This is a genomic window from Lichenicola sp., from assembly GCF_965198575.1.
Lineage (GTDB): Bacteria > Pseudomonadota > Alphaproteobacteria > Acetobacterales > Acetobacteraceae > Lichenicola.
Genome location: NZ_OZ240671.1, coordinates 1322214 through 1344306 on the forward strand (window position 1 = coordinate 1322214; position 22093 = coordinate 1344306).

Annotated in this window: 20 protein-coding genes; 10 read left to right on the plus strand and 10 right to left on the minus strand. The window is 68.3% G+C overall.

Annotation, left to right across the window (positions count from 1 at the left end):
• Positions 1-365 precede the first annotated feature (365 nt).
• On the plus strand, positions 366-1487 hold the full coding sequence (locus ACOEQ2_RS06245; protein ID WP_419730518.1) for a YihY/virulence factor BrkB family protein: 1122 nt from the start codon (positions 366-368) through the stop codon (positions 1485-1487).
• Here ACOEQ2_RS06245 and ACOEQ2_RS06250 read toward each other — a convergent pair.
• Positions 1438-2205, minus strand: coding sequence for a septal ring lytic transglycosylase RlpA family protein (locus tag ACOEQ2_RS06250; protein WP_419730519.1), 768 nt, complete (start codon positions 2203-2205; stop codon positions 1438-1440). The two genes, ACOEQ2_RS06245 and ACOEQ2_RS06250, sit on opposite strands and share 50 nt — an antisense overlap.
• A gap of 343 nt (positions 2206-2548) precedes the next feature.
• Between ACOEQ2_RS06250 and aroQ the strand changes: the two genes are divergently transcribed.
• Genes aroQ through accC form a run of 3 tightly spaced genes read left to right on the plus strand, consistent with a single transcriptional unit; the run spans position 2549 to position 4816 of the window.
• Entirely contained in the window at positions 2549-3004 is a 456-nt protein-coding gene (gene aroQ, locus ACOEQ2_RS06255; protein WP_419730520.1) for a type II 3-dehydroquinate dehydratase, read from the plus strand.
• Entirely contained in the window at positions 3001-3462 is a 462-nt protein-coding gene (locus ACOEQ2_RS06260; protein WP_419730521.1) for an acetyl-CoA carboxylase biotin carboxyl carrier protein, read from the plus strand. The genes aroQ and ACOEQ2_RS06260 overlap by 4 nt, the downstream gene beginning before the upstream one ends.
• A 10-nt stretch (positions 3463-3472) precedes the next feature.
• Entirely contained in the window at positions 3473-4816 is a 1344-nt protein-coding gene (accC, locus tag ACOEQ2_RS06265; protein ID WP_419730522.1) for an acetyl-CoA carboxylase biotin carboxylase subunit, read from the plus strand.
• A gap of 70 nt (positions 4817-4886) precedes the next feature.
• Here the strand turns inward: accC and ACOEQ2_RS06270 are convergent, their stop codons facing one another.
• From ACOEQ2_RS06270 to ACOEQ2_RS06290, 5 genes are all read right to left on the minus strand, one after another.
• Positions 4887-5222 (minus strand): DUF779 domain-containing protein, encoded by a 336-nt coding sequence (locus ACOEQ2_RS06270; protein WP_419730523.1) that lies wholly within the window; start codon positions 5220-5222, stop codon positions 4887-4889.
• Positions 5222-6739 (minus strand): aldehyde dehydrogenase, encoded by a 1518-nt coding sequence (adh, locus tag ACOEQ2_RS06275; RefSeq protein ID WP_419730524.1) that lies wholly within the window; start codon positions 6737-6739, stop codon positions 5222-5224. Before adh ends, ACOEQ2_RS06270 begins: the two co-directional genes overlap by 1 nt.
• A gap of 89 nt (positions 6740-6828) precedes the next feature.
• Positions 6829-8280, minus strand: coding sequence for a Si-specific NAD(P)(+) transhydrogenase (sthA, locus tag ACOEQ2_RS06280; protein WP_419730525.1), 1452 nt, complete (start codon positions 8278-8280; stop codon positions 6829-6831).
• A gap of 67 nt (positions 8281-8347) precedes the next feature.
• Positions 8348-8863, minus strand: coding sequence for an adenine phosphoribosyltransferase (locus ACOEQ2_RS06285; RefSeq protein ID WP_419731150.1), 516 nt, complete (start codon positions 8861-8863; stop codon positions 8348-8350).
• Positions 8864-8996: 133 nt separating this feature from the next.
• Complete coding sequence (locus ACOEQ2_RS06290) at positions 8997-9779, minus strand: TVP38/TMEM64 family protein (RefSeq protein WP_419730526.1); 783 nt, start codon at positions 9777-9779, stop codon at positions 8997-8999.
• Between the two features lie 243 nt (positions 9780-10022).
• On the opposite strand from ACOEQ2_RS06290, the gene ACOEQ2_RS06295 reads away from it, so the two are divergent.
• The 5 genes from ACOEQ2_RS06295 (at position 10023) to ACOEQ2_RS06315 (ending at position 17051) form a co-directional block, all read left to right on the plus strand.
• Positions 10023-11051 carry a COX15/CtaA family protein gene (locus ACOEQ2_RS06295; protein WP_419731151.1) on the plus strand — a complete coding sequence of 343 codons (1029 nt, stop codon included), beginning with the start codon at positions 10023-10025 and terminating at the stop codon, positions 11049-11051.
• A complete protein-coding gene (gene tldD, locus ACOEQ2_RS06300; RefSeq protein WP_419730527.1) occupies positions 11048-12487 on the plus strand; it encodes a metalloprotease TldD in 1440 nt (479 codons plus the stop codon). Before ACOEQ2_RS06295 ends, tldD begins: the two co-directional genes overlap by 4 nt.
• Before the next feature lie 100 nt (positions 12488-12587).
• Positions 12588-13775 (plus strand): multidrug effflux MFS transporter, encoded by a 1188-nt coding sequence (locus ACOEQ2_RS06305; protein WP_419730528.1) that lies wholly within the window; start codon positions 12588-12590, stop codon positions 13773-13775.
• The gene (locus tag ACOEQ2_RS06310) at positions 13768-15000 is read left to right on the plus strand and encodes an MFS transporter (protein ID WP_419730529.1); all 1233 of its coding nucleotides are present in this window, start codon (positions 13768-13770) and stop codon (positions 14998-15000) included. The genes ACOEQ2_RS06305 and ACOEQ2_RS06310 overlap by 8 nt, the downstream gene beginning before the upstream one ends.
• Positions 15001-15167: 167 nt before the next feature.
• Complete coding sequence (locus tag ACOEQ2_RS06315) at positions 15168-17051, plus strand: DUF1217 domain-containing protein (RefSeq protein WP_419730530.1); 1884 nt, start codon at positions 15168-15170, stop codon at positions 17049-17051.
• An 86-nt stretch (positions 17052-17137) separates the two neighbouring features.
• Here ACOEQ2_RS06315 and radA read toward each other — a convergent pair whose 3' ends face one another.
• From radA to ACOEQ2_RS06335, 4 genes are read right to left on the minus strand one after another with little or no spacing between them, the layout of a single operon-like run.
• Complete coding sequence (radA, locus tag ACOEQ2_RS06320) at positions 17138-18562, minus strand: DNA repair protein RadA (protein ID WP_419730531.1); 1425 nt, start codon at positions 18560-18562, stop codon at positions 17138-17140.
• Positions 18559-19281, minus strand: coding sequence for an NMCC_0638 family (lipo)protein (locus ACOEQ2_RS06325; RefSeq protein WP_419730532.1), 723 nt, complete (start codon positions 19279-19281; stop codon positions 18559-18561). Before ACOEQ2_RS06325 ends, radA begins: the two co-directional genes overlap by 4 nt.
• Positions 19281-20066 (minus strand): ABC transporter ATP-binding protein, encoded by a 786-nt coding sequence (locus ACOEQ2_RS06330; RefSeq protein ID WP_419730533.1) that lies wholly within the window; start codon positions 20064-20066, stop codon positions 19281-19283. The genes ACOEQ2_RS06325 and ACOEQ2_RS06330 overlap by 1 nt, the downstream gene beginning before the upstream one ends.
• Positions 20063-20845, minus strand: a complete 783-nt coding sequence (locus tag ACOEQ2_RS06335; RefSeq protein ID WP_419730534.1) for an MlaE family ABC transporter permease — start codon at positions 20843-20845, stop codon at positions 20063-20065. Before ACOEQ2_RS06335 ends, ACOEQ2_RS06330 begins: the two co-directional genes overlap by 4 nt.
• Before the next feature lie 254 nt (positions 20846-21099).
• On the opposite strand from ACOEQ2_RS06335, the gene ACOEQ2_RS06340 reads away from it, so the two are divergent.
• Entirely contained in the window at positions 21100-22086 is a 987-nt protein-coding gene (locus ACOEQ2_RS06340; protein WP_419730535.1) for a UDP-glucuronic acid decarboxylase family protein, read from the plus strand.
• Positions 22087-22093 lie beyond the last annotated feature (7 nt).

The following is a 22093-nucleotide window of genomic DNA, read 5'->3' on the forward strand; positions in this document are numbered from 1 at the left end:
CGCGCCCATCCTCTCCATGTATCGTCCGCCAGTTCAGGCGACGGACAAGTTGCGAAACGGTCTAACGGACCAGCGACCAAGATCGGCCCTCCGCGCCGTGGCGGAGATAACCCGATTGCCAGAACGCTTGACGTCGTTGCGTAACCTCGGAGGGCCAGGGGCACGTGCGTTGCTGCGTGGGGGACGCATATGCAGCCGGAATTCTCGCAACGCAACCGGTTCGGCCGATTTTTTTTGAGTGCACGCGGTGGTCGCGGTTGCCGGGACAACTCCGGGCCAGGTCAGCAACCGGTTTCGTTCCGCAGGCGTTGCTCCAGGAGCATCACCGGCGCGCCGGCTGCGGGCGGACAATACCGGAGCTTCACATGCCGAACGGTCGTGGACAGCAGATTGAGGGAGCGGGACGCGGGACCGCGCAGTTGGCGACGCCGCGTAATCCACCCGTGCTCGCCGATGACCGGCCGGAGCAGGTACCCGGCGCGCGCGACGACGTGGCACCGGTCGTAGACACCTCGTCGCCGCTGGCAAAGGAGCTCGGACGCGATGCCGAGCAGCCGGCGCATATTCCCTGGGCGGGCTGGAAGAAGGTGCTGAAGCGGACCTTCTCGGAAATGATATCCGATCGGATCGGGCTGGCTGCCGCCGGCTGCGCCTTCTACGCCACGCTGGCGATGTTCCCGGCAATCAGCACCATGGTCTCGCTATACGGCCTGGCGTTCGATCCGAGCACTGTCGAGCCGCAGCTTCGCGTGCTCCGTGACCTGCTGCCGCGCCCGGCCTTCCTGCTGATCTCCGACCGGGTGCACGTCCTGGTGTCGCAGCCGCATGGCACCCTGACCATCAGCCTGATCATCAGCACGCTGATCACTCTGTGGTCGGCCTCGGCTGGCACCAAGTCGATGATCGCCGCACTGAACATCGCCTACGAGGAGGGCGAGACCCGGTCCTTCGTGCGCTTCCAGGTGACTGCGCTCACCATGACGCTGTGCGCGATCATCGGGGCCGCGGTGACGGTGGCGCTGCTGGTGTTCCTGCCTGCGGTGCTCGACTTCATCCCTCGGCATTTCGGCTTCGAGGCGGTGGAGGCCGGCACCCAGACGCTGATCAGCATCGGCAGCCCGTTGCTGCTGCTGCTGTTCGTGGGGACGGCGTTCTCGCTGCTGTACCGGTTCGGCCCGTCACGCCGGAGTGCGGGTTGGCACTGGATCACCCCCGGCTCGACGGTGGCGACGCTGCTGTGGCTCGCCGCGTCGTTCGGCTTCTCGTACTATGTCGGGCACGTTGCCAGCTACGACGCGACCTATGGCCCGCTGGGCGCGGTGGTCGGCATCATGATGTGGTTCTTTGTGACCGCGTACGTGGTCCTGCTCGGGGCTGAGCTGAACGCCGAGTTGGAGCTGCAGACCGCCAAGGACAGCACTGCCGGCACGCCGAGGCCTATTGGGCGGCGAGGCGCCTATGTGGCCGACCATGTCGCGGATGACTGACGAGGGCATCGTCCGACGCCGACACGGCCTCGTCGGCTGCCGACAGGGCCTGGTCGTTGGTATCGCCCGCGGCTGCCTCGGCGACCTCGATCACCTCCGGAGTCGCCTGGCGGAGAGTCACGTTGGCGGTGCCGCTGCCGAGCATGCCGATCCGGGCCGCCGCGGCGCGTGAGAGGTCGACGATGCGGCCACCGAAGGGCCCGCGATCATTGACGGTCACGACCACCGAACGGCCGGTCGTCTCCGACGTCACCACGAGCTTGGTGCCGAGCGGCAGGGTCGGATGTGCGCAGGTAAGCTGCATCGGATCGAAGCGGTCGCCGTTCGAGGTGCGACGGCCGCTCTGGGCGCGACCATACCAGCTGGCCATGCCGCTCTCGGACCAGGCCAGCGCCGAGCGACCAACTTCCGCAACGTGGTGCGCATTCAGTGCAAGGCGGGCTTCGACGGCGCGCGCCCAGGCGGTTACCGGGTGGACGGAGGCGGTGGAGCGAGTGGCCGGAGCGTCCGATACCGGGGCAGTCGCGGATTGAACCCCGAGGTGATCCCGCACCGACTGGGCCCAGGCGGTGGATCCGGAAGCCGGGGCGGGGTCGGTTGCGGCGGCAGCACTTGCCACGCCAAGGGCCAGGCAGGCAGCAACAGCGTACGAGCCGATGCGCGTCGCGTTGAGGGCCAAAGCCAGATTGCCCAGGGGCTGCAAGTTGGTCGATCGCACGATTGGTTCGTCCCCGCACCGTTCACGAATAGTAGAGGCTGATCACACCCAGAAGATCAAGAGCCAAACATGCGCGCAAATGATGAACAGAGCCTTAATGCCGGTCGATATCCTTCACTCGTGATCATCTTCCACCGGTCAGAGTGTCTCGGCGCGTAAAGCAAGCATAAACGTTACTCCAACCAGGCCGCGTTATATTGTGCGGCGCAACCGGTCGATTGTGGGCGATAGGCAACAGCGTTGCAGGATTGCCGCGCCTGACCCGTCCCTGCGCCGCAACCCCCGTGCTGCGGGCACTCGGCGCTTGGAGCACCGATGGCGGCATGCTAACGCCGGGCTGACAATGACGCCTCCGCTCATCGCCGTCCTGAACGGTCCCAACCTCAACATGCTGGGCCTGCGTGAACCTGCCATCTATGGCCGGGCGACCCTGGACGACGTCGAGCAGATCTGCGTGCAGGCTGCCGAGCGCCTGGACGTCGCGATCGATTTCCGCCAGACCAACGGCGAGGGCGAACTGGTGTCGTGGGTGCAGGAGTGCCGCGGCCGTGCCCGCGGAATCCTGATCAACCCGGCGGCCTACACCCATACATCGATCGCGCTGCTCGACGCGTTGACCGCGGTCGGGCTGCCGGTCATCGAGGTGCATATCTCCAACATCCACCGCCGCGAGGAATACCGCCGGCACTCCTATGTCAGCCAGGCGGCGACGGGCGTGATCTGCGGACTCGGGGTGCGTGGATACGCGCTGGCGCTGACCGCGTTGGCCGACATCATCATGGACGAGGACGAAAGATGAGCCGCCTGCCCGTGGATGTGGACGCGATCCGCGCCCTGGCCGAGATCCTGACCGAGACCGGCCTGACCGAGATCGAGATCGCCGAGAAGGACAGCCGGATCCGGGTGGTCCGGGCGCCGGCACAGCTGGTGCAGGCCTATGCGCCCGCCCAGGCCGGTCCGGCGTCGGCGGCTCCAGCCATGGCGGCTGGCGAACTCGCCGGTGTGGCGGACTTCTCCAAGCACCCGGGTGCGGTGACGAGCCCGATGGTCGGCGTGGCTTACCTGTCGCCGGAGCCGAACGCGCCGGCTTTCGTCATGGAAGGCCACACGGTCAGTGCCGGCCAGACGCTGATGCTGATCGAGGCGATGAAGACCTTCAACCAGATCAAGGCGCCGCGGGCCGGCACCCTGAGCAAACTGCTGGTCACCTCGGGCTCGCCGGTCGAGTTCGGCGAAGTCCTGGCCGTCATCGATTGATCGCAGCTTGATGTTCGACAAGATCCTGATCGCCAATCGCGGCGAGATCGCGCTGCGGGTGCTGCGCGCCTGCCGCGAGCTCGGCATCCGCACGGTCGCCGTGCATTCCACCGCCGACGCCGAAGCGATGCATGTCCGGCTGGCCGACGAGAGCGTCTGCATCGGGCCGCCAGCGTCGCGCGACAGCTACCTCAACGTGCCGGCGATCCTGACCGCGGCGCATCTGTGTGGCGCCGACGCGATCCATCCGGGCTACGGCTTCCTGTCGGAGAATGCCGGCTTTGCCGAGGCGGTCGAGGCGCACGGCCTGACCTTCATCGGCCCGTCGCCCGACCATATCCGCATGATGGGGGACAAGATCACCGCCAAGACCGCGATGAGCAGCCTCGGTGTGCCGCTGGTGCCGGGCTCCGCCGGCGCCCTGGCCGACCTGGACGCGGCTCGGGCGATCGCCGCCGAGATCGGCTATCCGGTGCTGATCAAGGCGGCGGCGGGTGGTGGCGGTCGCGGCATGAAAGTCGCGATGTCGGCGTCCGAGATCGAGGATGCGTGGCGGATCGCCCGCACCGAGGCGAAGGCCGCGTTCGGCAACGACGAGGTCTACCTGGAGAAATACCTCGACAAGCCGCGCCACATCGAGCTGCAGATCATGGCCGACAACCATGGCGCCGTGGTGCATTTCGGCGAGCGCGACTGCTCGCTGCAGCGCCGCCACCAGAAGCTGCTCGAGGAGGCCGGCTCGCCTGCCCTCACCCCCGACCAGCGCAGCGCGATCGGCGAGACGGCTACGGCGGCATTGAAGAAACTCGGCTACCGCAATGCCGGCACGCTGGAGTTCCTCTACCAGGACGGCCAGTTCGCCTTCATCGAGATGAACACGCGGCTGCAGGTCGAGCATCCGGTCACCGAGATGGTGTGCAACGTCGACCTGGTGCGCGAGCAGATCCGCATCGCCGCCGGCCAGCCGCTCGGCTACACGCAGGAGCAGGTCCGCTTCGAGGGCCACGCGATCGAATGCCGGATCAATGCCGAGGATCCCGAGACCTTCATGCCGACCCCCGGGCTGGTCAGCGTGTTCCATCCGCCGGGCGGCCTGGGCGTGCGCATCGATAGCGCGTTGTATGCCGGCTACGTGGTGCCGCCCTATTACGACAGCATGGTCGCCAAGCTGATCGTGCATGCGCCGACCCGGCCCGAGGCGATCGCCCGGATGCAGCGGGCGCTGGACGAGTTCGTGATCTCGGGCATCAAGACGGTGATCCCGCTGCACCAGCGGATCATGGCCGATCCCGGTTTCCGCTCCGGCGACTACACCATCCACTGGCTCGAGAAGTTCGTCGGCAGCCCGCACTAAGGCCACTCGCTCTGACCGATCGGTTTCCAAAGGCCAAGGCCTTTGGCGGGTCAGGGCAGAGCCCAGCCTTCTAGCCTTCCGGCATCAGCCGCGACCGGGTGAGGAAGCGGCGCTCGGTGCCGTTCTCCAGCGAGAACATCCCACCACGCCCCGGCACCACGTCGATCACCAGCACCGTGTGGCGCCAGAGCGCAAACTGCTCGGCGCCGATATAGACCGGCGCGTCCCCGATCGTGCCCAGGCACACGTCGCGGTCGCCGACGATGAAGTCGCTCCTCGGGTAGCACATCGGCGACGAGCCATCGCAGCATCCGCCCGACTGGTGGAACAGGATCGGGCCGTGCTGCGCTGTCAGCTCCTCGATCAATGCGAGCGCTGCCGGCGTCGCCGCGACCCTCTCCATCATCAGAAGAAACCGAGCTTCTTCGGGCTGTAGCTGACCAGCAGGTTCTTGGTCTGCTGGTAGTGGTCGAGCATCATCTTGTGGTTCTCGCGGCCGATGCCGGACTGCTTGTAGCCGCCGAACGCCGCGTGCGCCGGATAGGCGTGGTAGCAGTTGGTCCAGACCCGACCGGCCTGGATGGCCCGGCCGAAGCGGTAGGCGCGGGTGCCGTCACGGGTCCAGACGCCGGCGCCAAGCCCGTACAGCGTGTCGTTGGCGATCGACAGCGCCTCCTCCTCGCTCGAGAAGGTGGTCACCGACACGACCGGCCCGAAGATCTCCTCCTGGAACACCCGCATCCGGTTGTGGCCGCGGAACACCGTCGGCTTCACGTAATAGCCGCCGGCGAGCTCGCCCGGGAGCGACAGCTGCTCGCCGCCGATCAGCACTTCCGCACCTTCCTGCCGGCCGATATCGAAATACGACAGGATCTTCTCGACCTGCTCCGACGAGGCCTGCGCGCCGACCATGGTGTTCGGGTCGAGCGGGTCGCCCTGGACGATCGCCGCCACCCGGGCCAGCGCCTTCTCCATGAAGCGGTCGTAGATGCGCTCGTCGATCAGCGCCCGCGACGGGCAGGTGCAGACCTCGCCCTGGTTGAAGGCGAACATCACGAAGCCCTCGACCGCCTTGTCGAGGAAGTCGTCATCCTCGGCGGCGACGTCGGCGAAGAAGATGTTGGGCGACTTGCCGCCGAGCTCAAGCGTCACCGGAATCAGGTTCTGGCTGGCGTACTGCATGATCAGCCGGCCGGTGGTGGTCTCGCCGGTAAAGGCGATTTTCGCGATGCGCGGGCTCGACGCCAGCGGCTTGCCCGCTTCCAGACCGAAGCCGTTGACGATGTTGAGCACGCCGGGCGGCAGGATGTCCGCGATGAGCCCGGCCAGCACCAGGATCGAGGCGGGGGTCTGCTCGGCCGGCTTCATCACCACGCAGTTGCCGGCGGCGAGCGCCGGGGCGAGCTTCCAGCAGGCCATCAGCAGCGGGAAGTTCCAGGGGATGATCTGGCCGACGACGCCGAGCGGCTCATGGAAGTGATAGGCGACGGTGTCGTGGTCGATCTCCGACAGGCCGCCTTCCTGGGCGCGGATGCAGCCGGCGAAATAGCGGAAATGGTCGGCACACAGGGGAACGTCGGCGTTCGTCGTCTCGCGGATCGGCTTGCCGTTGTCCCAGCTCTCGGCCCGCGCGAGCAAATCGAGGTTGGCCTCGATGCGGTCGGCGATGCGGTTCAACATGAGCGCGCGGTCGGCAACGCTGGTGCGGCCCCAGGCCTCCTTGGCTGCGTGTGCCGCATCCAGTGCGAGGTCGATGTCGCGGGCGTCGGAGCGTGCCACCCGGCACAGGACGCGGCCGTTCACCGGTGAGGGGTTGTCGAAATACCGGCCATTGACCGGCGGTCGCCAGGTGCCGCCGATGAAGTTGTCGTAGCTGGCCTCGAACGGTGCGGCGGTGACCCTGAGGGTCTCGATGCTGTCCATGGTGTGGCTCCCTTTCCTGATCCGGCACGCTCGCTTGGCCGCGAGTTCGTGTGCCCGTTGCTTGCGCTTGATCCGAACAGGTGGCGGCGCTACTCCGCGGCTTCGGCCTGCTCGGTATTCTCGATCTCGGCTTCTTCCCGGCCGGCGACACGCGGCGTCATGCGGTTCCAGGCGTCGAGTGCCGCGATCTTATACGCCTCCGCCAGCGTCGGATAGTTGAAGGTGTTCTCCAGGAAGTAGTCGATGGTGCCGTGCAGGTTGAGCACCGCCTGGCCGATATGCACGAGCTCGGTGGCGCCCTCGCCGACGATGTGCACGCCCAGCAGCTTCCGCGTCTTGAGCGACACGATCATTTTCAGCAGGCCGCCCTGCAGCCCCATGATATGACCGCGCGACGTCTCCCGGAAGCGCCCGAGGCCGACCTCGTACGGGATGTGGCGGCGCCTCACCTCCTCCTCGCTCATGCCGACGGTAGAGATTTCCGGCACCGAATAGATCCCGTACGGGAAGAATTTCGGCATCGGCGGCAGGCTCTCGCCGAAGGCATGGCAGGCAGCGATGCGTCCCTGCTCCATCGAGGTCGAGGCCAGGCTCGGGAAGCCGATCACGTCGCCCGTCGCATAGATATGCGGAACCTCGGTCTGGTAGCTCGAGGTGTCGACCTTGATGCGGCCGCGGTTGTCCACCGTCAGCCCGGCGCGATCGAGATCGAGAGACTCGACATTGCCGACCCGGCCGGCGGTGTAGAGCACCATCTCGGCGCGCACCCGACGACCGCCGGCGAGCATCACGATCGGCTGGCCGTGCTCCATGTTGATGCTCTCGACCGGATCGCCCAGCCGGAACGCCACGCCACGGTCGCGGAGCTGGTGCACGAACTCGCTCAGCAGCTCGCGGTCGATGAAGTCGAGGAAGCTGTCGCGCGGCTCGATCAGCGTCACCCGCACGTCCAGCGCGCTGAAGATGGTCGCGTACTCGACGCCGATCACCCCGGCGCCGATGACCGCCAGGCTGTTCGGCAGCTTCTGCAGGTCGATGATGCCGTCGCTATCGACGACGGTGGTGCCGTTGAAGGGCACGTTGTCGGGGCGATGCGGGCGGGTGCCGACGGCAATCACGATGCGCGATCCGGTGACGACCTGGATCTCGCCGGCCGCGACCGTCACCTCGATCTCGTGGCTGTTGAGGAAGCGGGCAGCGCCGTGCATCATCTGCACGTGGTTGCGGATGAACTGGTGCTTCAGCCCCTCGACCTCGTGGTCGAGCGTCTTGGTGAGGCGGTTGGTCAGGTCGCCGGCGGCAATGTCCTGCTTGACGCGGTAGGCCAGGCCATAGAACCCGCGCTCACGCCACCCGGTCAGGTTCAGCACGGTCTCGCGCAGGGTCTTGGACGGGATCGTGCCGGTATGCACCGAGACGCCGCCAAGCTGCGGGTTCTTCTCGATGACCAGCACGGATCGGCCGAGTTTCGCTGCCTGCACGGCCGCACGACGGCCGGACGGGCCGCTGCCGATGACGATCAGGTCGTAGTCACGGCTCATGCGGTGCAGACTCCCTGCTCTGGACCCCGCTGCTGCGTGGCCTCGAAAGCTTTACGCCCGAAATGCTTTACGAGTCGTAAGTGACCAGCGCGGTCAGTGGCACACCAAGCTTTTCGCGCCCCTTGAGGGCCAGGATCTCGATGATCACCGCGGCCGCCGTCACGTTGGCGCCGACCTTCTGCAGCAGCTGGATCGAAGCCGACAGGGTGCCGCCGGTCGCCAGGAGATCATCAACCACGACCACCCGCTGTCCCGGCTCGATCGCATCTTCCTGGATATGCAGGCTGTCACTGCCATATTCCAGGTCGTACTCGAGAGAGACCGTCGCACCTGGAAGTTTGCCCGGCTTGCGCAGCATCAGGAACCCACAGCCGAGCTTGCTGGCAAGCGGTGCCGCCAGCAGGAAGCCGCGTGACTCGACTCCGGCGAGAATGTCGGGCTGTGCCGGCGCCACCGCATGCGCCAGACGTCCCATCGCGACCTGCCAGGCGTCGGCGTTCCGCAGCAGGGTCGAAATGTCATAGAACAGGATGCCGGGCTTGGGAAAATCCGGGATGCCTCGGATGTGCTCCTTGAGGTCCATTGCCTGCTGCTTCATCGACCAACGGAGCCCGGGCGTCACCCGCGCTCGCCCTCTTTCTGTGCAACCGGGCTCTACCCGCTTCCAGGCATGCCAGCAAGAACCGGTCAGGCAAGAACCAGGCCGAACCAGCCTGTCACGCCAGCACGTCACCGCGACGGCGCAGCAGCAGCAGGCCGACGCATCCCGAGGCCACGAACAGCAGCAGTGCCAGCACGATCTGTGCGGTGTGGCCGATCCGGGTGCCGGCGCCGAGCAGCGTGAAGATGACGGTCTGCGGCAGGCTGCCGAGCACGGTCGCGGCAAAGAACGGCCACGCTCCGATGCCGAGCACGCCGGCCGCCAGGTTGAGCGCCAGGCTGCTGCCCACCGGGAGCAGCCTGAAGGTCAGGATGGCGTTGAACGGGCGAGCGGTCACGAACCGGTCGAGCCGGCCGAGCCAGCCACCGGCACGTGCCTCCAGCCACCGGTGCGCCCAGTCGCGGGCTGCCAGTCGCGCCCAGAAGAAGCCGAGCATGCAGCCGGCGACGGTGGCCAGGCTGGAAAGCAGCACGCCCGGCAGCAACCCGTAGGCGATGCCGCCGGCAAAGCAAACTGCCTGCCTGGGCATGCCGACAGCGCAGATCAGGGTGCCGGCGACGAGGAACAGCAGCCGGCCGGACACGCCGTGACGCAACACCGAGACTGCCGGCAACAGACCGCCAGGGCCGCCCGGCAGGGCACGCAGCAGCAGCCCGACCGCCAGCAGCGAGAGCAGCAGCAGCAGTGGCTTCACCAGCCGCGACACCCCGGTGCGGGTGTCTTGCACGGCCTGCGGCGGCGAGGCCGTGGCATGGGGAATGGGTGCGAGCAGGTGGCCCGGAGGCTGCCCATGTGGGATCGGGCTTATCCCATCCGGCCGGCGATCGAACTCGCTCAACGACATGGATCCGGCGGGTAGCACCCCCCCTGCCGCTTCACAAGGAGCGGCTCCGCCCTTGCAGCGGCCGCGTCACCGTTCATAATAATTGTGATGCCCTCAGACACCGTTGCCTCACCCGGCCGACCGCCGCGGACCGCGCACGCGACCTTGCGGCAGCTGCGCTGGCTGCGAAACACCGCCGCGCGCAACCCCGACCGTGCGCTCATCCAGGTGTCCACCTGGCTGTTCGCGATCTGCTTCATGCTCCTCGGCATGATCGCGCTGGGTGGCGCCACCCGGCTGACCGGGTCCGGCCTGTCGATCATGGAGTGGTCGCCGCTCTCCGGCATCATCCCGCCGCTCACCCACGCCCAGTGGGAGCACCTGTTCGCGCTCTACCAGCAGATCCCGCAGTACCGGCTCGAGCACCAGGGCTTCGGGCTGGCGGGCTTCCAGCACATCTTCTGGCTGGAATGGATCCACCGCTTCTGGGGCCGGATGATCGGGCTGGTGCTGTTCGTGCCGCTGGTGTTCTTCGCGGTCACCGGGGCGATCGGCGGCCGGATGATCGTGCGGCTGCTGCTGTTCTTCGTGCTGGGCGGACTGCAGGGTGCCATCGGCTGGTTCATGGTGGCATCCGGCTTCGATCCGAACAGCGTCGCCGTGGCGCCGGCCAAGCTGGTGCTGCATCTGGGCTTCGCCTTCGCGCTCTACTCGGCCATCCTCTGGACTGCATTCTCGGTGCGCTGGCCGGTCGCCCAGCCGATCCCCGCCACGCCCGGCACGATCTGGGCGCGCCGCCTGGTGGCCACCGCCGCCTGCGTGCTGGCGGTCACCGTGATCGCCGGCGGGTTCACCGCAGGGACGCATGCCGGTTTCATCTACAACAGCTTCCCGACGATGGACGGCCACCTGCTGCCGCCGCATTACGGCGCGTTGCATCCGTTCTGGCGCAACTGGTTCCAGAACCTCGGCGCGGTGCAGTTCGACCACCGCGTGCTCGCCACCCTGACCGCCCTGACCATCGGCGGCGCGCTTCTGGTCGGCCTCCGCGCGGCACTCTCCGGCCCGGCGCATAACGCGCTGATGCTGCTCGGCTGGGCCGTGCTCGCGCAATATGCCCTCGGCGTCACCACATTGCTGATGGTGGTGCCGGTCTGGGCCGGCACGCTGCACCAGACCTTCGCCGCCATCCTGCTGAGCGTCACGCTGTTCACGCTGCACCGCCTCCGCGGCGTGGGCGTCACCTCGATCCGCGCCGGCACACAGACACGATCGGACTTCGCATGAGCGCGCTCGCCACCACCGACCGGCTGTTCTTCGATCGCGCCGGATCGACCCTCGACCGCACCGGCGCCGAGCGCATCCTGAACACCGCCCTCGCCGGCACGGATGACGGCGAGCTGTTCCTCGAATATCGCGAGAGCGAGTTCATCAGCCTCGAGGAAGGCGTCATCCGCTCCGCCAGCTTCGACACCTCGACCGGCTTCGGCCTGCGCGCGGTGCTGGGCGACGAGGCCGGCTACGCGCATTCCGACGAGATCAGCGAGAGCGCCCTCACCCGCGCCGCCGCCACCGTCGGCCAGGTGCGCGCCGGCCGCAGCGGCATCGTCGCCGAGACCCCGCGCGCCACCAATGCGCACCTGTATGGCGACTCGAATCCCCTCCAGGAAGCCGAGTTCGCGGTGCGTGCGGCGCTGCTGTCCGAGATCGACGCCTACGTGCGGGGCCGCGACAGCCGCGTGGTGCAGGTGATGGCGTCGCTCGCGGCCGAGTGGCAGGCGGTGCAGATCCTGCGCGCCGACGGCAACCGCGTCGCCGACATCCGGCCGCTGGTCAGGCTCAACGTGTCGGTGGTGATGGAGAAGGACGGCCGTCGCGAGAGTGGCAGCTACGGCACCGGCGGGCGTTTCGAGTACAGCCGGGTGCTGAACGAGACCACCTGGAAACACGCCGCCGACGAGGCGATGCGCCAGGCGCTGGTCAATCTCGACAGCATCCCGGCGCCGGCCGGCGAGATGGAAGTCGTGCTCGGCAATGGCTGGCCCGGCATCCTGCTCCACGAGGCGGTCGGGCACGGGCTGGAGGGCGACTTCAACCGCAAGGGCACGTCGGCCTTTGCCGGACTGGTCGGCAAGCAGGTCGCAGCCAAGGGCGTCACCGTGGTCGATGACGGCACGATCCCGGACCGCCGTGGCAGCCTGACCGTCGATGACGAGGGGACGCCGGCCAGCCGCACCGTGATGATCGAGGACGGCGTGCTGACCGGCTTCATCCAGGACCGCATGAACGCGCGGCTGATGAAGGTGGCACCCACCGGCAATGGCCGCCGGCAGTCCTACGCGCACATGCCGATGCCGCGCATGACCAACACCGTGATGCTGAACGGCAACCACACGCCGGAGGAGATGATCCGCTCGGTCAAGCGCGGCCTGTATGCGGTGAATTTCGGCGGCGGCTCGGTCGACATCACGTCCGGCAAGTTCGTGTTCGCCGCCAGCGAGGCGTACCTGATCGAGGACGGCAAGGTGACCTCGCCGGTGCGCGGCGCCACGCTGATCGGCAACGGCCCGGACGCGATGACCAAGGTCAGCATGATCGGCAACGACCTGGCACTCGATCCCGGCATCGGCACCTGCGGCAAGAACGGCCAGGGCGTGCCGGTGGGCGTGGGCCAGCCGACCCTCAAGATGACCGGGCTGACGGTCGGCGGCACCGGCGGCTGAACATCGGATGCCCAGTGGAGTAACGGCCGACACTGCCGGACGAGCGGCACTCGAGGAACCAGCCAAACGCACCGCCAGGTCGTCGTTGCAGGACGGCAACATGCCGGTCTGGCTGATCGTCATGCTGGGCCTGCTGAGCGCGATCGGTCCGCTCTCGACCGACATGTACCTGCCGGCTTTCCCCACCCTGGAGACCGCGCTCGGGTCCGGTGGCGGCTCGGCACAGATCACCCTGGCCGCCTGGTTCGTCGGGCTGGCGATCGGCCAGTTCACCCAAGGTCCGGCCTCCGATCGCTGGGGCCGCAAGGCGCCACTGGTGTTCGGGCTCGCAGTCTATGTGGTGGGCTCGATCGGCTGCGCGCTCAGCCATGAGCTCTGGAGCTTCTGCACCTTCAGGGTGCTGGCGGCGATCGGCGGGTCGGCCGGCATGGTGATCCCGCGGGCAATCGTGCGCGACGTCGCCACCGGCAACCAGGGCGCCAAGCTGATGTCGCAGCTGACCCTGGTGCTCGGCGTGGTGCCGGTGCTGGCACCCTCGCTCGGCGCCCTGGTGCTGACCGTCGCGAGCTGGCGCTGGATCTTCTGGATCGCCACCGTTTACGGCGTCCTGGCCCTGGTGGCGGTTCGTTTCGCCCTGCCGGACACGCTGCCGCGGGCGATGCGGCTGCACCTGGCGCCGGTCGAGGTGCTCGGACGCTACATCTCGATCGTGAAGGAGCGGGTGTTCCTCGCCAACACCTGCATCTGCGGTTTCTCGAGCTTCGTGATCTTCGCCTACCTGTCCGGCACCCCGGTGGTGTTCGAGCAGATCCTGCATTTCACCCCGTCCGGCTTCGGGATGATGTTCGGGATCAACGCCTTCTTCTATATCGCCGGCACCCAGCTGAACGCCCGGGTGGTGCATCGCATCGGCGTGGCGCAAATGCTCGGATACGGCATCGCCTCGATCACCAGTGCCGCGGTGCTGCTCAACCTGATGGTGCTCACCGGGCTCGCCGGCGCGCATGGCTTCCTGCTCGCGGCGGTGCTGCCGATCATGTGGGTGATGGCCTCGCTCGGCTTCCTGATGCCGAACGCCGTGGTGTTGGCGCTGACCGCCCATGCCCGGCACGCCGGCAGCGCCTCGGCCATGCTGGGCACGCTGCAATTCTCGTTCGGCGCCATGGCCGGCATGGTGATGGGCCTGTTCCACAGCATCAGCATGCTGCCGATGGCGCTGGTGATCCTGGCGGGGGTGATCGGCGCGAACATCGCCTATCACGCCAGGCGGGGACCCGTGGTTGGCTGAACGCGAGCCCGCCGCACCGGTGGTCGATCGGCGGCTGCTGAGCCACCCGGGCGTGATCGCCTTCCTCTCGTGCCGGATGCTCTCCACGCTCGGGTTTCAGATCCAGGCGGTGGCGATCGGCTGGCAGGCCTATTCGATCACCCACCGGCCGCTGACCCTCGGACTGATCGGCCTCGCCCAGTTCATGCCGATGCTGGCGCTGGTGTTCGTGTCCGGACACGTCGCCGACCGGTTCGACCGCCGGCGCGTCGCGATGATCTGCCAGGCGCTGGAGGCGCTGTGCGGCGTCGTGCTGGCGATCGCCACCTTCCGCCACCTGATGTCGCCGGCGCTGATCTATACGCTGGTCGCGCTGTTCGGAGCGGCCAAGGCGTTCGAGGGCCCGAGCCTGCAGGCGCTGCTGCCGAGCCTGGTGCCGCCGGCGTTGTTCCCCAAGGCGGTGGCGCTGAACTCGTCGCTGTTCCAGACCGTGACCATCATCGGGCCGTCCGCCGGCGGGTTGCTGTACATGACCGGCGCCGGCCACGCCTACCTCGCCTGCAGCGTCATGTTCGTGCTGGCAGCGATCGGCATGAGCCTGGTCAGGCTGGAGCTGCCGCCACGGCCACGCGGGCCGGTGACGCTCGCCAGCGTATTCGGCGGCCTGGCGTTCATCCGGTCGCGGCCGCAGCTGCTGGGCGCCATTTCGCTCGACCTGTTCGCGGTGCTGCTCGGTGGCGCCACCGCGCTGCTGCCGGTCTATGCGCTCGACATCCTGCATGGCAGCCCGTTCTGGCTCGGCGTGCTGCGCGGCTCACCGGCGATCGGGGCGCTGCTGGTGTCGGTGGTGCTGGCCCGCCGTCCGATCCGCCGCCATGCCGGGGTGCTGATGTTCGCCGCGGTGGCGGTGTTCGGGCTCGCCACCATCCTGTTCGGCGTGTCGCGCTCGCTCCCCTTGTCGATCCTGGCGATGGCGGTGCTGGGTGGTGCCGATGTGGTGAGTGTGGTGGTGCGCTCGACGCTGGTGCAGCTCGGCACCCCGGAGGAGATGCGTGGCCGGGTGTCGGCGGTGAACTTGCTGTTCATCGTCACCTCGAACCAGCTCGGCGAGTTCGAAAGCGGCAGCCTCGCCGCGCTGATCGGCACGACCCCGGCGGTGGTGGCGGGCGGCCTCGGCACGCTGCTGGTGGCGGGGCTGTGGATGTGGCGGTTCCCGTCCCTGCGGCGGCTCGACCGTCTGGGCTGACCCCACCCGCCTGACCAGGCAGTTCTTGCCGGGCAATCCCTGCCGGGCGGCATGATCTGCCCGGCTGAACCGGCATGGTCTGCAGGGTCGGTATCGCCCGGTTCCAGCATCATCAGACACTTGCAGCCGGGCCCGGTTCTTGCAACCACGAGTTGCGGAGGGCGAGGATGTCGGGGGTGTCGGGATACTCGGAGCTGTCGATCTATCTCTCGACCATCAAGGACGAGCAGGTCCAGGTCGCGAAAACTGCGGCGGCCGATCTGCCGCTCACTGCCGCGCTCAAGAGTTTCACCAGCAATGCCGCCTCACTGGTGAGCCCGGCTGCGATCCTCAAGAACTACAGCGCGCTCAGCGTCCTGACCGGCGCCTTCAACATGAGCAGCCAGACCGGACAGACCGCCGTGCTGAAAGCGCTGATGACGCAGAACCCCGCCTCGACGACCTCCCTGGTGCAGGAGACCTCCAACACCGACTACCTGCACTTCGCGAACGCCACCAGCAACCGCGCCACCCAGACCGCAGCGCTTGGCGACAGCAGCACGATCAGCCTCAGCACCGGCGGCGCCAGCGCCTCGTCGATGACGATGCAGAACACCGCCTGGAGCGTTCCCGCCACCACCCAGACGCAGGCCGCACCCGGCATGATCTGGTCGTTCGTCCTGAATGACGGGAGTGCTGCGGCCTCCATCGCCGCCGCCCTCACCACCGACGCCGAGAGCTCCACGGCGGTGGCCGCCACCAGCACCACCGCCGCGGTCGCGGGCGCCACCTACACCGTGTCGGCATCGGGCGTGGTGACCGGTTCCGCCGGTGCGCCCAGTGTCACCACCTCGACGGACAGTGCCGGCAACACGACCTACAGCCTGGCGCTGGCGACGGACAGCTCGGGCAAGGTCATCCAGAGCGCGCAGATCGTTTCGGTCGCGGTGACGGCGGCGAGCCTCGCCGGTTCTCCGACGACGGCGGAGAACCTTGCCCAGATGAACGCGCTGCAGGGTGCGCTCAAGGCTGCCGGCTTCGACGCGCAGCTGTCGGGGAACGGCAACCTGGCGGTCCTCAACTCGCCGAGCGGCAGCACCAACAGCCTCGCCACCAGCTACGGCAACACGATCGCGATCGCGACCACCTCGACGCTCGGCGCCGACGGCCGGCTGGCGCTGGGCTCTGCCGGCCTGACCCTGACCGCCGGCCAGATCCTCACTGACGGCAACAACGAGATCGGCACCGTGCAGTCCGTGGACAGCAACGGCAACGTCACCCTGACTGCCACGGCTGCCACCGGCATCACCGCCGGCGACAGGATCGAGGTGGCACTCGGCATGGCGTTCTCCAATGTCGGTACCATCCTGGCCACGACCGCGGCGACGGCCATCGGGGGCAAGACGCTGGCGCTCGGGACCACCGGCGCCGCACTGCAGCCCGGCCAGATCGTGACAAGCGGCGGCGATACCATCGGCACGATCGGCAGCGTCGACGATAGCGGCAACGCCACCCTGCTGGCCGGCTCGACACTGGCGGTAGCCAGTGGTGCCAAGCTGGTGGTGCTGCCCGCAGTGTCCGCGACCCCCACCGGCGCGATGCAGGACGCGGCCAACGTCGCATCCGTTGCCGCGGCGGATAAGACCGCTTCCTACGAGACCAAGATGGGCGTCGAGTATCCCGGCATGGACGACGCGCTGTACTACACGCGCACGATGGGCAGCATCACCAGCATCAACGGGCTGATGTCCAACCCGACGCTGCTCAAGGTGGTCACCACCAGCCTCGGCATGAGCGACTGGTTCGGCGCGCTGGATTTCAACCAGCAGGTCAGCATCCTGACCTCCAAGGTCGACATCAAGGCAATGACCAGCACGGCGGGGATCCAGCGGACCGCCGAGCAATACCTGATCTCGGTGCAGGACTCGACCGTGCCGGTGCTCACCGGTTTGGCGGCGATGCTGGCCGGGCAGTCCCAGGACGACATCTCCATGCTGTCGCTGATCAGCGGCACGACCTCCTCGGAGGCGGCGGCTACCAAGGGAGACCCTGTCCTCTCGCTCTTCGCCTGAGCGAGGCCGTTTGAGAGCGCGCTGTGCCGGCGAGCCGAAGCGGGCGTGACGCGACGCACGTCACTCTCGCTCGGCACGGCCCATTTTCAGACGGCCTCTGCTGCGCCGCCATCCGGGTTGGTGGAAAACGACGCCGTCAGATCCGACAGGTGGCCGATCTCCTCCAGGCGCAGGCCCTCCGGCGCCACCAAACGGTTGCGGCCGCGGGCGATGCGGCGCGGCAGGAATGCGTGCTCGAAGCCGAGCTTCTGCGCCTCCTTCAGCCGGGCCTCCGACTGCGCGACCTGCCTGACCTCGCCGGACAGCCCGACCTCGCCGAAATACACCGACCCGGCGCTGGTCGGCTGCCCGGTCAGCGCGGAGGCGATCGCCGCCGCCACCGCGAGATCGGCCGCCGGCTCGCCGACACGCAGGCCGCCGGCGATGTTCAGGTACACGTCCATTCCGGACAGCCGCAGCCCGCACCGGCTCTCCAGCACCGCCAGCAGCATGTTCAACCGGCCGCTCTCCCAGCCGACCACGGCACGCCGCGGCGACGATCCGGCATTCGGCGACAGCAGCGCCTGCACCTCCAGCAGCACCGGCCGCGTGCCCTCCAGCCCGGCGAACACGGCACTCCCGGCGATGTTGCCCCGACGCTCGGCCAGGAACAAAGCCGAGGGGTTCGGCACCTCGGCCAGGCCACGATCGGTCATCTCGAACACGCCGATCTCGTCGGTGGCGCCGTAGCGGTTCTTGGCGGCGCGCAGGATGCGGAACTGGTGGCCGCGATCGCCTTCGAAATACATCACCGCATCGACCATGTGCTCGAGCACCCGGGGTCCGGCGAGCGAGCCCTCCTTGGTAACGTGGCCGACCAGGATCAGCCCGAAGCCGCGGCTCTTCGCCAGCCGGATCAGCTCGAACCCGGAGGACCGGACCTGGCTGACCGAGCCCGGGGCGCTGTCGATGGTCTCCAGCCACATGGTCTGGATGCTGTCGATCACCACCAGGCTGACATCGGCCTCCTGCTCCAGCGTCTGGGCGATGTCGACGACGTTGATCGCCGCCGCGAGCTCCAGGCCGGGCGCGGTCAGACCGAGCCGACGGGCGCGCAGCCGCAACTGGTCCACCGCCTCCTCGCCCGAGATGTACAGCACCCGCCGCCCGGCCGACGCCATCGCGGCCGCCGCCTGCAGCATCAGCGTCGACTTGCCGATGCCTGGATCGCCGCCGACCAGCACCACCGAGGCCGGCACCAGGCCGCCGCCCAGCACCCGGTCGAGCTCGGCGATACCGGTATGGATGCGCGGCGGCGGCTCGGCTGCACCCTCCAGTCCGACGAAGCCGATCCGCGCGGCCGCGCGGCCGGTGGCACCGCCGGCCGCGGGGCGCGCCGAGGCCGAGCGGATGTCGGCATGCTCCTCGACGATGGTGTTCCACTCGCCACAGGCCTCGCAGCGGCCGCTCCATTTCGGCCACACCGCCCCGCAGGACTGGCAGACGAAGCGCCCGGCCGGCCGCTTGCTCATTTCGGCACCCCTGGCACCTGGGGCAGCGCCCCCGGGATCCCGGGTTCGGGTGGCATCGGGGCGGCGAACAGGTTGGCCTGCATCAAGCGCCCGGACGGCTGCAGCAGCACCAGCAGCACGATCGGCATCGCCGGCGGTGGCATGGTCAGCAGGTAGCGCTGCTCGCGTCCGTCGGGGCCGGCGCCCATCAGTCGCATGTCGGCGCCACGGGCCTGCACCGAAGCGGCCAACTGCATGGTCAGGGCATGCGGCTCGATCCCGGTGCCGCCATCGCCGCACCAGCCATCATCGAACGACAGCACCATCAGGTGTCCCGGCGCGTCCGGCACCCGGTAAGCCTGTCCCGGCCGCATCAGCAGGCGCGCGCCGGCCTCATCGGGAGCGCGCTGATAGCCGCTGCCGGCGAGTGCTGCGCGCAAACCGGCAATGTCGCCGGCATGCTGCAGGCAGGTGCGCATGAACAGCCGGGTCAGTGCTTCGGCGGCAGCGGGACCATCGACCGGTGGGGACTGCTTCGGCACAGGAACACCCTGGGCCACAGCGCCGCCGGCCACGATCATGCCGAGGAGGCCGCCCAGGATCGCCGGCACCATCGCCCGGACCGGAACCCGACCGGGCCGTCCCACCAGCGCCCGACCGGGCAATCCCACCAGCGCCCGACCGGGCGATCCCGCCAGCGCCCGACCGGGCGATTCCACCAGCGCCCGACCGGGCGACACTACCGGCGCAGCTCCATCCCGATCGGGCCCTCGCGGCGGCCGTGGGTGAACTGGTCCACCATCGGGTTTCCACTGGACAGCAGCGACGCCGCCGCCCCCTGCCACACGAGCCTGCCTTGGTACAGCATCGCCGCGCGGTCGCCGATCCGGGTGGCCGATGCCATGTCGTGGGTGATCGCGATCGCGGTGCTGCCGAGCCGCTTCACGCAATCGACGATCAGCCCGTCGATCACCGCACCCATGATCGGGTCGAGGCCGGTGGTCGGCTCGTCGAAGAACAGGATTTCCGGCGTGGCGGCGATCGCCCGTGCCAGCGCCACGCGCTTCTGCATGCCGCCCGACAGCTCCGCCGGCGACAGGTTGCCGACGCTCGGATCGAGCCCGACCTGCATCAGCACCTCTCCCGCCTTCACGCGCGCCTGCGCCCGGGTGATCCGGCCGGCGCCGCGTTGCGCCAGCAGCCCGAAGGCGACGTTCTCCCAGACGACCAGGCTGTCGAACAGCGCGCCGTTCTGGAACAGCATGCCGATCCGCTGGCGGGTGGCCTCCTGCTGCCGACGCCCCTGCGCGAGCACGTCCTGGCCGTCGATCTCGATGGTGCCGGCATCCGGCTCGATCAGCCCGAGGATGCAGCGCAGCAGCACCGACTTGCCACTGCCCGAGCCACCGATCACCACCATGGAAGTGCCGGCCTCGACATCCAGGTCGATGCCGTCGAGCACCCGCTTGGGCCCGAAGCTCTTGGTCAGGCCGCGGATGCGGATTTTCGGCAGGGTGGCGCTCATCGGGAAAAGAACATCTCGGTCAGCACGTAGTCGAAGCACAGCACCAGGATCGAGGCCGCCACCACCGCCGAGGTGGTCGAGGCGCCCACGCCTTGCGCGCCGCCGCGGCTGTTGTAGCCGGTGTAGCAACCCATCAGCGCGATCAGGAAGCCGAACACCGCCGCCTTCGCAAGGCCCACGGTCACGTCGATCGGCTGCATGAACGAGAACGTGTTGGCGATGTAGGCGGACGGGCTGAAGCCCAGCTTCACCACCGAGACGATGAACCCGCCGAGCACGCCCAGGATATCGGCGACGATCACCAGCAGCGGCAGCGCCAGCAACCCGGCGAGCAGGCGTGGCGCCACCAGGTATTTCATCGGGTTGGTGGACAGCGTGGTGAGCGCGTCGATCTGGTCGGTGACCCGCATGGTGCCGATCTCGGCGGCCATCGCCGCACCGACGCGGCCGGCCACGATCAGCCCGGCCAGCACCGGGCCGAGCTCGCGCACCACCGAGAGCACGACGATGCCGGCGATCGCGCTCTGCGCGCCGAACCGGGAGAAGCCGGTGAAGGATTGCAGCGCGATCACCATGCCGGAGAAGATCGCCGTCAGCGCCACCACCGGCAGGCTGAAATACGCGAACTCGACGAACGCGGTGACGAAGTTGCGCCAATAGAAGGGCGGCCGGAACAGGTGCGACAGCCCCTCGAGCGCGAACAGCGCCAGCCGGCCGGCGCCCGCGATGGTGTCGAGCACACCACGGCCGAGGCCGGCAATCAGGTCGTGGAGCCGCATCAGATGCAGCGGGCCGGGCTCGGTGTCGGAAAACGGGCCGGATCGACGGCCCTGGTGGAGCAGAGGGGAGCGCACATGGGGTTTGCCTATACCGGCTCCGTTGCGCGCCCGATAGCCTTGGCCTCCCTGAGGCCTGGAGCCTTGGCCTCCCTACGGCCTGGAGCCTTGGCATCCCTGAGGCCTGACCGCCTTCCACCGGAGCGGCCAAGCCGTTACCCTGCGGTTCCATTCCGAGCACGGAGGCTTCAGGCCGCATGTCGAAACTCGTCCGCAAGCGGGTCCTGGTCACGGGCGGTGCCGGCTTCCTCGGCTCCCATCTTTGCGAGCGGCTGCTGCGCGACGGCCACGACGTGCTGTGCGTCGACAACTACTTCACCGGCCGCAAGGACAACATCGCCCACCTGCGCGACAGTCCGAACTTCGAGACGCTGCGGCACGACATCAGCACGCCGCTGCTGGCCGAGGTGGACGAGATCTACAACCTGGCCTGCCCCGCCTCGCCGGTGCACTACCAGTACGACCCGGTGCAGACGCTGAAGACCAGCGTGCTCGGCGCGATCCACATGCTGGGCATCGCCCGCCGCACCGGCGCCAAGGTTTTCCAGGCCTCGACCAGCGAGGTGTACGGCGACCCCGACGTGCATCCGCAGACCGAGGATTATTGCGGCAACGTGAACCCGCTCGGGCCGCGCGCCTGCTACGACGAAGGCAAGCGCTGTGCCGAGACGCTGTTCTTCGACCATCGCCGCCAGCACGGCACCCGCATCAAGGTGGTGCGGATCTTCAACACGTACGGCCCGCGCATGCATCCCGATGACGGCCGCGTGGTGTCCAACTTCATCACCCAGGCGCTGCGCGGCGAGGAAATCACGCTGTACGGCGACGGCGGCCAGACCCGGGCGTTCTGCTACGTATCCGACCTGATCGAGGGCTTCGTGCGGATGATGGACAGCGACGAGGACATCACCGGCCCGATCAATCTCGGCAACCCGCACGAGATCCCGGTGCGCGAGCTCGCCGAGCGCATCCTGAAGCTCACCGGCTCGCGCTCGCGGATCACCTACCGCCCATTGCCGCAGGACGACCCGATGCAGCGCTGCCCGGACATCACCCGCGCCCGCAACCTGCTCGGATGGGAGCCAAGGGTGGATCTCGAGGACGGGCTGGTGCGCAGCATCGACTATTTCGACCGGCTGCTGGGTGGTCGCGCAGACAGCCCCGCCGACGCCGTGACCGGCTGACAGGAGC

Bases quoted from the DNA above. Each gene is read 5' to 3' on its own strand.
- ACOEQ2_RS06245 (WP_419730518.1), top strand. From the start codon at position 366: ATGCCGAACGGTCGTGGACAGCAGATTGAGGGAGCGGGACGCGGGACC.
- aroQ (WP_419730520.1), top strand. From the start codon at position 2,549: ATGACGCCTCCGCTCATCGCCGTCCTGAACGGTCCCAACCTCAACATG.
- ACOEQ2_RS06260 (WP_419730521.1), top strand. From the start codon at position 3,001: ATGAGCCGCCTGCCCGTGGATGTGGACGCGATCCGCGCCCTGGCCGAG.
- accC (WP_419730522.1), top strand. From the start codon at position 3,473: ATGTTCGACAAGATCCTGATCGCCAATCGCGGCGAGATCGCGCTGCGG.
- ACOEQ2_RS06270 (WP_419730523.1), bottom strand. From the start codon at position 5,222: ATGATGGAGAGGGTCGCGGCGACGCCGGCAGCGCTCGCATTGATCGAG.
- adh (WP_419730524.1), bottom strand. From the start codon at position 6,739: ATGGACAGCATCGAGACCCTCAGGGTCACCGCCGCACCGTTCGAGGCC.
- sthA (WP_419730525.1), bottom strand. From the start codon at position 8,280: ATGAGCCGTGACTACGACCTGATCGTCATCGGCAGCGGCCCGTCCGGC.
- ACOEQ2_RS06285 (WP_419731150.1), bottom strand. From the start codon at position 8,863: ATGGACCTCAAGGAGCACATCCGAGGCATCCCGGATTTTCCCAAGCCC.
- ACOEQ2_RS06295 (WP_419731151.1), top strand. From the start codon at position 10,023: ATGCTCCTCGGCATGATCGCGCTGGGTGGCGCCACCCGGCTGACCGGG.
- tldD (WP_419730527.1), top strand. From the start codon at position 11,048: ATGAGCGCGCTCGCCACCACCGACCGGCTGTTCTTCGATCGCGCCGGA.
- ACOEQ2_RS06305 (WP_419730528.1), top strand. From the start codon at position 12,588: ATGCCGGTCTGGCTGATCGTCATGCTGGGCCTGCTGAGCGCGATCGGT.
- ACOEQ2_RS06315 (WP_419730530.1), top strand. From the start codon at position 15,168: ATGTCGGGGGTGTCGGGATACTCGGAGCTGTCGATCTATCTCTCGACC.
- radA (WP_419730531.1), bottom strand. From the start codon at position 18,562: ATGAGCAAGCGGCCGGCCGGGCGCTTCGTCTGCCAGTCCTGCGGGGCG.
- ACOEQ2_RS06330 (WP_419730533.1), bottom strand. From the start codon at position 20,066: ATGAGCGCCACCCTGCCGAAAATCCGCATCCGCGGCCTGACCAAGAGC.
- ACOEQ2_RS06335 (WP_419730534.1), bottom strand. From the start codon at position 20,845: ATGCGGCTCCACGACCTGATTGCCGGCCTCGGCCGTGGTGTGCTCGAC.
- ACOEQ2_RS06340 (WP_419730535.1), top strand. From the start codon at position 21,100: ATGTCGAAACTCGTCCGCAAGCGGGTCCTGGTCACGGGCGGTGCCGGC.